The following is a 6,507-nucleotide window of genomic DNA, read 5'->3' on the forward strand; positions in this document are numbered from 1 at the left end:
AGGGCCAGAACCCGTCGTCCAACAACGGCCCGGCCGGCAGCGGCCAGCCGTGGACCAAGGTGAACGACTGCGGCGCGCCGGCTCCTGCACCGGCGCCCTCCCCGGCACCGGCCCCAGCGCCGGCCCCGGCTCCCGCTCCCGCCCCGGCCCCCGCACCTGCGCCGGCCCCGGCACCGGCGGCCCGCGCCTACATCGGCTACTCCGGCACCTGGAACACCAGCATCTACGACCTGGTGCCGGCCAACATCCCGAACTACTTCACGCATGTGAACCTGGCCTTCGCGAAGCCGAACACGCCGTACGTGAAGGGCAGCTACGCGTTCGACCAGTCGATCGCCGGCTTCGAGTTCGCCGAAGGCGCGTCCGGCAACAACGGCCAGCGCTTCTTCAGCGCGCAGCAGGCGCAGGACCTGCGCAACAACATCGCGGCGCTGAAGGCACGCGGCACGCAGGTGTGGCTGTCGTTCGGCGGCTGGGCCTACAGCCAGGGCAGCGAATGGGCGAACTACAACGCCCGGGGGGTCGTCGACCTGGCGCTGGACCTCGGCGCGTCGGGCGTCGACCTCGACTGGGAGGTGAACGGCGCGTCGTGCAACAAGCTCGACGCCGCCAACTTCAGCTGCAACACCGATGCGCAGATCGTCGGCATCATCGACGCGACCTACGCCGAGATCCAGTCGCGCGGCGCGAAGCTCGGCATCTCGGTGGCCGGCTGGTCGACCGGCGCCTACTACGTGAAGGGCTCGCCGTTCGAGGAGGGCAAGGTGCAGTGGGGCTCGCCGTTCGGCGGCGTGATGTACACCGCCGTCAAGACGCGCGGCAGCAAGCTGAGCCACGTCAACCTGATGTCGTACGACGGCGGCGACTACTACGACCCGCGTGAAGGCTACGAGTCGTACCGCGCGATCTACAGCGGCCCGATCCACATGGGCATGGAGATCGCACCGGAAGGCGCGGGCGGCGCGGTGCTGAAGATCCCGGCGAACGGCGTGCAGTACGACGCCGAGATGCTGAACGGCAGCAACAACATGGCGACGCCGTACTACAACGTCGAGACGCTGGTGAACTACGTGAAGAACAAGGGCCGCTCGAACGACGGCTTCATGATCTGGCAGATCTGGAAGCAGCGCGTGCACATGCCGGCACCGGCCGGCGCGGCCACCGAGAACTCGGCCGGCCAGTACGTGTGCCGCAACCTGCCGCTGAAGGGGGACTGCAACCAGACGATCCCGAGCCTGCCGAAGCTGTGAAGCTTCCGCAGGGACGGTGACTCAGGGGGCCGTCAGGTTGCCGCCAGGGCGACCGCGTCGGCCCCCGCCGGCGTGCGCATCGGCGCCGCCGGGTCGGTCACCGCACGCCACACCGCCTCGGCGACATCCTGCGCGTGCGTGACCGGCGAGCTGGTGTCGCGCACCGCGGCGAACACGCGTGCCGTGAAGTCCGCATAGGCCTCGTGCGCGCTGCCGGCCATGCGCTGGCGGGCGTTGTCGCCGAAGCTCGTGCCGGGTGCACGCCCCGGGAGCACCAGCCGCACCCGCACGTTGAACGGCGCCAGCTCCAGCGCAAGCGATTCGGTGAACGCGTTCACGGCCGCCTTGCTTGCGGTGTAGACCGACAGCAGCGGCAGCGGCTTCAGCGTGACGCTCGACGTGACGTTGACGACGACGCCGGCGCGCCGCTCGCGAAACTGCGGCAGCACGGCCTGTGTCATCGCGATGGTGCCGAGCGTGTTGGTCTCGAAGATCGCGCGGGCGCCGTCGGGCGTGATGCCTTCGAGCGGCGCCAGCAGGCCGACACCCGCGTTGTTGACGAGCGCATCGACCGGCCCGGCCGCCCCGACGCAGCGGCGGATGCTCTCGGCATCGGTCACGTCGAGCGGCAGCACGCGCAGCCGGTCGGAGGGCGGCAGCAGGTCCTCGCGCGGCGTGCGCATCGTCGCGATGACGCGCCAGCCCTGGTCGAGGAAGTAGCGTGCCGTCTCCAGGCCGAAGCCGGACGAGCAGCCGGTGATCAGGACGGTGGGAACGCTGGATTGGCTGGACATCGGGAACTCCATCTGATTGACGATGCCCGCACGATACGGAGCCGGGACCGGACTGACTACACTCGGGAGTCCGTTGATTTGTCGAGAGAGTCCGGCATGGTCGATCCGTTGGCAGAAGTCGTGTCGATGCTGCAACCCGGGGCACCGTTCTCGAAGCTGGTCGTCGCATCGGCGCCGTGGGCAGTGCGCCGCGCCGAGATGGGCCGGCCGTTCTACTTCGTCGTGCTCGAAGGCGGCTGCCGCCTGACGATGGACGGCCCGGGTGGCGACGAGACGATCACGCTGCAGGAAGGCGACTTCGCGCTGATTCCCGCCGCGCGCGGCTTCGCGACCTCCAGCCTCGACCGGCAGCCACCGCGTGCGGATGAAGCCGTCACCACGCCGATCGCGCCGATGCCCGGCGGGGCGCGCGTCGGCGACCCGAACGGCGCGGTGGATGTGCGCATGCTGGTCGGCAACTGCGTGTTCGGCTCGCCGGACGCGGCGCTGCTGGTGCCGCTGCTGCCGCAGTGGCTGCATGTGCGCGGCGAGCGCCGGCTGTCGACGTTGGTGCAACTGGTCGGCGATGAATCCCGCGCCGAGCGGCCGGCGCGCGAGGTCGTGATGGCCCGCCTGCTCGAGGTGCTGCTGATCGAGGCGCTGCGGGTGCCGGCCGGCAGGTCGGCCGGCACCTCGGCCTCACCGGGCCTGGTGCGCGCGCTGGCCGACCCGAAGCTCGCGCCGGCGCTGCGGCGCATGCACGAGCGCCCGGCCGACGCGTGGACCGTCGCGCAGCTGGCGCACGAGGCGGCGATGTCGCGCTCGGCCTTCTTCGAGCGCTTCAGCCGTGCCGTCGGCGTGGCGCCGATGGCGTACCTGCTGGCCTGGCGGATGGCGCTGGCGCGGCAGATGCTGCGGCAGCGGGAGCTTGCGATCGCCGAGATCGCCGAGCGCGTCGGCTACAGCTCGGTCAGCACCTTCGGCGTGGCGTTCACGCGGCATGTGGGGATGCCGCCGGGGCGCTATGCCAGCCGGACCCTTTACGATCCGGCCTGACGCCTGAGCCTGAACATGTCTCACTTCTTCCTTCGGTCACACCCTCATGGCGCGGGCATCGCGCAGAAGTTCGGGCGTGTGGCGCCTTTCCTGACCTTGGTCCTGCTCGCAGCAATGGATGCGTGGCTCGCCTCGCTGCGTTGCGGGAGCAGTCCGCCGATCGACCTGTCACGCCTCGGCTTCGGCATCACCCTCCAGCTGGGAATCGTCTTCGGGCTGGGTTGGCTGGCCCGCCTCGAGGGTGATCTTTCTGAGGCATGGCATCGGCGTCTCGTGTTGGGCATGCTCGCCGCCGCTGCATTCACCTTCGTGCTGGTTCGCCAGCCGCTTCTGCTCAGCGACACGATCCACGACAAGTATTTCGACTCCGGCAGCTTCAGTTGCCCGGGCGTGCCGAAACTCTGGAAGCCTGGCCTGTGAGTGCCGACATGCCGGAAAGCGATCCGTTCGAATCACCGGATCAATGCATCGCGCGGTTGCGGAACAGCCCTGAAGGCAGGGGCTCATTGGCACGAGGAGACGTACAACGGCTCGCCGAACACGATCCGGGGCAGGCACTGCAGGTGGCACGCAGCATCGAACACCCCTGGTATCGCTGCCAGGCCATCGCGTCCATCGTGGAGATGAACCCCACCGATCAGGCCGCAGACAGCCTGCTGGACGAGGCCTTTGCCGCGGCATACAGCCAGGGTGAGCCGAATCGCATCGCCTGCGTTGCGCTGTGGCCGTTGCGCCTGCTCGTCCACAGGGAGCCAGGCAAAGCGGCAGCACACACGCGTGAGCTCCTTCAGATCATTTCAAGAGAGCCCCACGGGCTTCGCAAGCTGGATGGGCTTCACGCCATTCTCGTGGCCGTCGCGCCATCGAAAGATCTGCGCGACCTGGTCCTGGAGCCGTTCGAAATCGCCGCGGAAGCAAGCCGCGGCTGGCGCACCGAGCGAATCATCGACGACATTGCCGTGATGCTCATCCCGTTCGATCGCGATGCGGCGACGAGACTCGTCGGCTCTCGGCTTCCAAGTCGCTACACCACGCGAAGCCGTACCCTGCTGCTGCCCTCCACGTGAGAATCGGGCAAGCATGCAGCCAGTGACTTCGAATCAGCGCATCCCCAGCACCTCGGCCACCGCATCGATCACCGCCTGCGGCTTCTCGGCCGGAATGTCGTGCCCCGCGCCGGCCACCACGCGATGGACGCCGCGGCTCGACAGCGCCACCACCTCCTCGTGCGTCTTCAGCACCTCGGCCTCGAAGGCCTTGTCGACCTCGCTCCGGGGCTGGCCGGGCGTCGCATAGGGGCTGACGCCGCGGGTCAGGTAGACCAAGGGCAGGTCGCCGAAGCGCTTGCGCGCGGCACGCAGCTGGGCCGCGCTCTTCGTGTGGTMCTGGAGGTACTCGGCGTGCACGGCCGTCTGCCGCTTGAGATCCTGCCGTGCCGAGCGCACCACCGGCCACAGCACCGGCCCGTAGAGGTTGGAGCTGTCGCCCACGCATTGCACGTACGCCTCGCTCCCCTCCTTCATGCCCTTGCGCACCGCGCGGTAGCAGCCCTCGTCGATCGCCTTCTCCTGCGCCAGCAGCATCGAGAACTTGCCGCCGGTGACGCGGTTGCCACGCGCGGGCTCGTCCTCGTGCTCGCTGTCGACGATCACGAGGCCGCCGACCTCCTTCGGCCAGGTGTAGGCGTAGAGCTGGGCGACACGGCCGCCCATCGAGTGGCCGACCAGCACGTACGGCGGCTTCAGCTTCGCCCGCTGGAGCAGGACGTGCAGGTCCGCGCCCGCCTGCGCATGGGTGGCAGGCCGGGTCGCGGCGTCGCTGAAACCGTACCCGGCGCGGTCGTAGACACAGGCCGTGGTCAGCTTCGCGATGGCTGGATGCACCTTCAGCCAGTCCCAGCCGTCACTTTCCAGGCCGGCCTCGAAGATCACCACCGGGCCACCGCTGCCGCGGCAGTACAGGTTCAGCCGCCGGCCGTGGTCGACGTCGATCAGTTCATGGGGCCGCGCGTAGTCGGCCGCCTCGTCAGGCACCGCGGCCTGCGCGAAGCTGCCTGATGCGGTGCCTGCCAGGACGACGGCCGAGAGCAGCGGACGCAAGACGCGGGACGAGAATTGCGACGAGAAGATCGGCATGGGATGGCAGTGCCGTGAGGCATGTTGGAGCGATGCACGATGGTATCGGCCCCAACTGAGCCTGCTTCCTGGCACTTCACAGCCAGCCCTCCTGCTCGGCCTTCACCTGCTCCTGCGCCATGTGCTCGCACAGCCGCCGCAATGCCTCGGGCACGCCCGGCTTCGCGCGGATGCGGGCGAGCGTGGCGGGGTCGTGGTGATCATCCAGCGGCAGCTTCTGCCGGGCCGCCGCGAGCTGATCGACGCCCATCAGGTGCGGCTCCCACGGCAGCCCGCGGCTCTCCCACAGGCTGCCGGCCGTCAGCGCGATCTCGACACCTGCCGGGTCCGGATCGGCGCTGATGCGCGCCGGCGCAGGCGCCCGATCCAGCAGCGCACCCACTGCGGCCATCCAGTCGCCCGGCGGGCGCCCCGGCAGCCAGATCAACGCGACACCGTCCGCGCGTTGCGCCGCCTGCCGCTCGAAGCTGGCGCGGTTCTCGATCAGCCAGTACTGCGCCGGTGACGCCGCCTGAACCAGCTTCAGCAGGTCACGCGCCGCCAGCCCCACGCAATGCAGCGCCCGCAGGTCGCAGCGGTGCTCGGGCGCCCACATGAGATCGAACGCCCCTGCCAGCCACACCTGCTGCGCGAACCGCTCGATGCCCAGCGCAGGCAGGTCGACATGCGCATCCAGCCACTGCCACTCCGCCGTCGCGAGCGACTTGGTCTTGCCGCGCGCCTGCAGTTCGAAATCCCGTCGCGTGCCGGTGTGCTGCTCATCCTGCCAGCGGRCCAGCGCCTGCAGCAGCTCGATGCGGCGCGCCAGCGTCGCCAGGTTCAGCACCGCGCCGCCCTCCGCCAGTTCGGCCGCAGCCGCGTGCAGCGCCTCGTGCGAGCGGACCCAGTCCGCGAGCGCCTGCAGTTGCTCGCTGCGCTGGTCGCGGCGCGATTCGAGCGTGCCCAGCCCCAGCAACTGCTTCAACACCGGCAGGTGCAGCCAGGTGATCGACTGCCGCAGCCAGCCGTTCCTGCCCTGGCGATCCGTGACGCTGATCCAGCCGTGGTTCAGCAGCAGCGTCGCAAGGTCTTCGACCTCCTCGATCGACGCGCGCGACTCCTCAGATCGCAGCAGCGGCAGCCATTGCCGCGTCAGGCTGTCCGAGCGTCCCCAGCGGATCAGCATCTCGCGCTGCGGCAGGCTCAGCAGCGGCAGCGCGGCCGGTGGCGCCGCAGCGGCCACGCGGCGCTCCCTGAGCTTCGCCGCGGGGTAGCTGGTGACCAGCTCGCCCGTCATGGCATCGCCGGCACCGG

Annotated in this window: 7 protein-coding genes; 4 read left to right on the forward strand and 3 right to left on the reverse strand. The window is 69.6% G+C overall.

The window, feature by feature from the left end; genetic code table 11:
• Nucleotides 1-1,250 (forward strand): glycosyl hydrolase family 18 protein (locus tag AC1D15_RS14040; protein ID WP_477826467.1); only part of this gene is annotated, 1,250 nt, incomplete at its 5' end.
• A gap of 32 nt (nucleotides 1,251-1,282) precedes the next feature.
• On the opposite strand, the gene AC1D15_RS14045 is transcribed toward AC1D15_RS14040, so the two are convergent.
• On the reverse strand, nucleotides 1,283-2,044 hold the full coding sequence (locus tag AC1D15_RS14045) for an SDR family oxidoreductase (RefSeq protein ID WP_477826468.1): 762 nt from the start codon (nucleotides 2,042-2,044) through the stop codon (nucleotides 1,283-1,285).
• 96 nt (nucleotides 2,045-2,140) lie between these two features.
• On the opposite strand from AC1D15_RS14045, the gene AC1D15_RS14050 reads away from it, so the two are divergent.
• Genes AC1D15_RS14050 through AC1D15_RS14060 form a run of 3 tightly spaced genes read left to right on the forward strand, consistent with a single transcriptional unit; the run spans nucleotide 2,141 to nucleotide 4,146 of the window.
• Nucleotides 2,141-3,079, forward strand: coding sequence for an AraC family transcriptional regulator (locus AC1D15_RS14050; protein ID WP_477826469.1), 939 nt, complete (start codon nucleotides 2,141-2,143; stop codon nucleotides 3,077-3,079).
• Nucleotides 3,080-3,094: 15 nt separating this feature from the next.
• On the forward strand, nucleotides 3,095-3,499 hold the full coding sequence (locus AC1D15_RS14055; RefSeq protein WP_465111979.1) for a hypothetical protein: 405 nt from the start codon (nucleotides 3,095-3,097) through the stop codon (nucleotides 3,497-3,499).
• Nucleotides 3,496-4,146: a hypothetical protein gene (locus tag AC1D15_RS14060; protein WP_465111978.1), complete on the forward strand. Its 651-nt coding sequence runs from the start codon at nucleotides 3,496-3,498 to the stop codon at nucleotides 4,144-4,146. Before AC1D15_RS14055 ends, AC1D15_RS14060 begins: the two co-directional genes overlap by 4 nt.
• A gap of 33 nt (nucleotides 4,147-4,179) precedes the next feature.
• Here AC1D15_RS14060 and AC1D15_RS14065 read toward each other — a convergent pair whose 3' ends face one another.
• Nucleotides 4,180-5,178 (reverse strand): alpha/beta fold hydrolase, encoded by a 999-nt coding sequence (locus AC1D15_RS14065; protein WP_477826470.1) that lies wholly within the window; start codon nucleotides 5,176-5,178, stop codon nucleotides 4,180-4,182.
• Nucleotides 5,179-5,290: 112 nt separating this feature from the next.
• Nucleotides 5,291-6,507, reverse strand: a 1,217-nt coding sequence (locus AC1D15_RS14070; RefSeq protein WP_477826471.1) for a DUF2399 domain-containing protein, incomplete at its 5' end; no start/stop codon positions are given.

The organism is Rhizobacter sp. P2_H2 (assembly GCF_056403375.1).

Bases quoted from the DNA above. Each gene is read 5' to 3' on its own strand.
- AC1D15_RS14055 (WP_465111979.1), top strand. From the start codon at position 3,095: ATGTCTCACTTCTTCCTTCGGTCACACCCTCATGGCGCGGGCATCGCG.
- AC1D15_RS14050 (WP_477826469.1), top strand. From the start codon at position 2,141: ATGGTCGATCCGTTGGCAGAAGTCGTGTCGATGCTGCAACCCGGGGCA.
- AC1D15_RS14045 (WP_477826468.1), bottom strand. From the start codon at position 2,044: ATGTCCAGCCAATCCAGCGTTCCCACCGTCCTGATCACCGGCTGCTCG.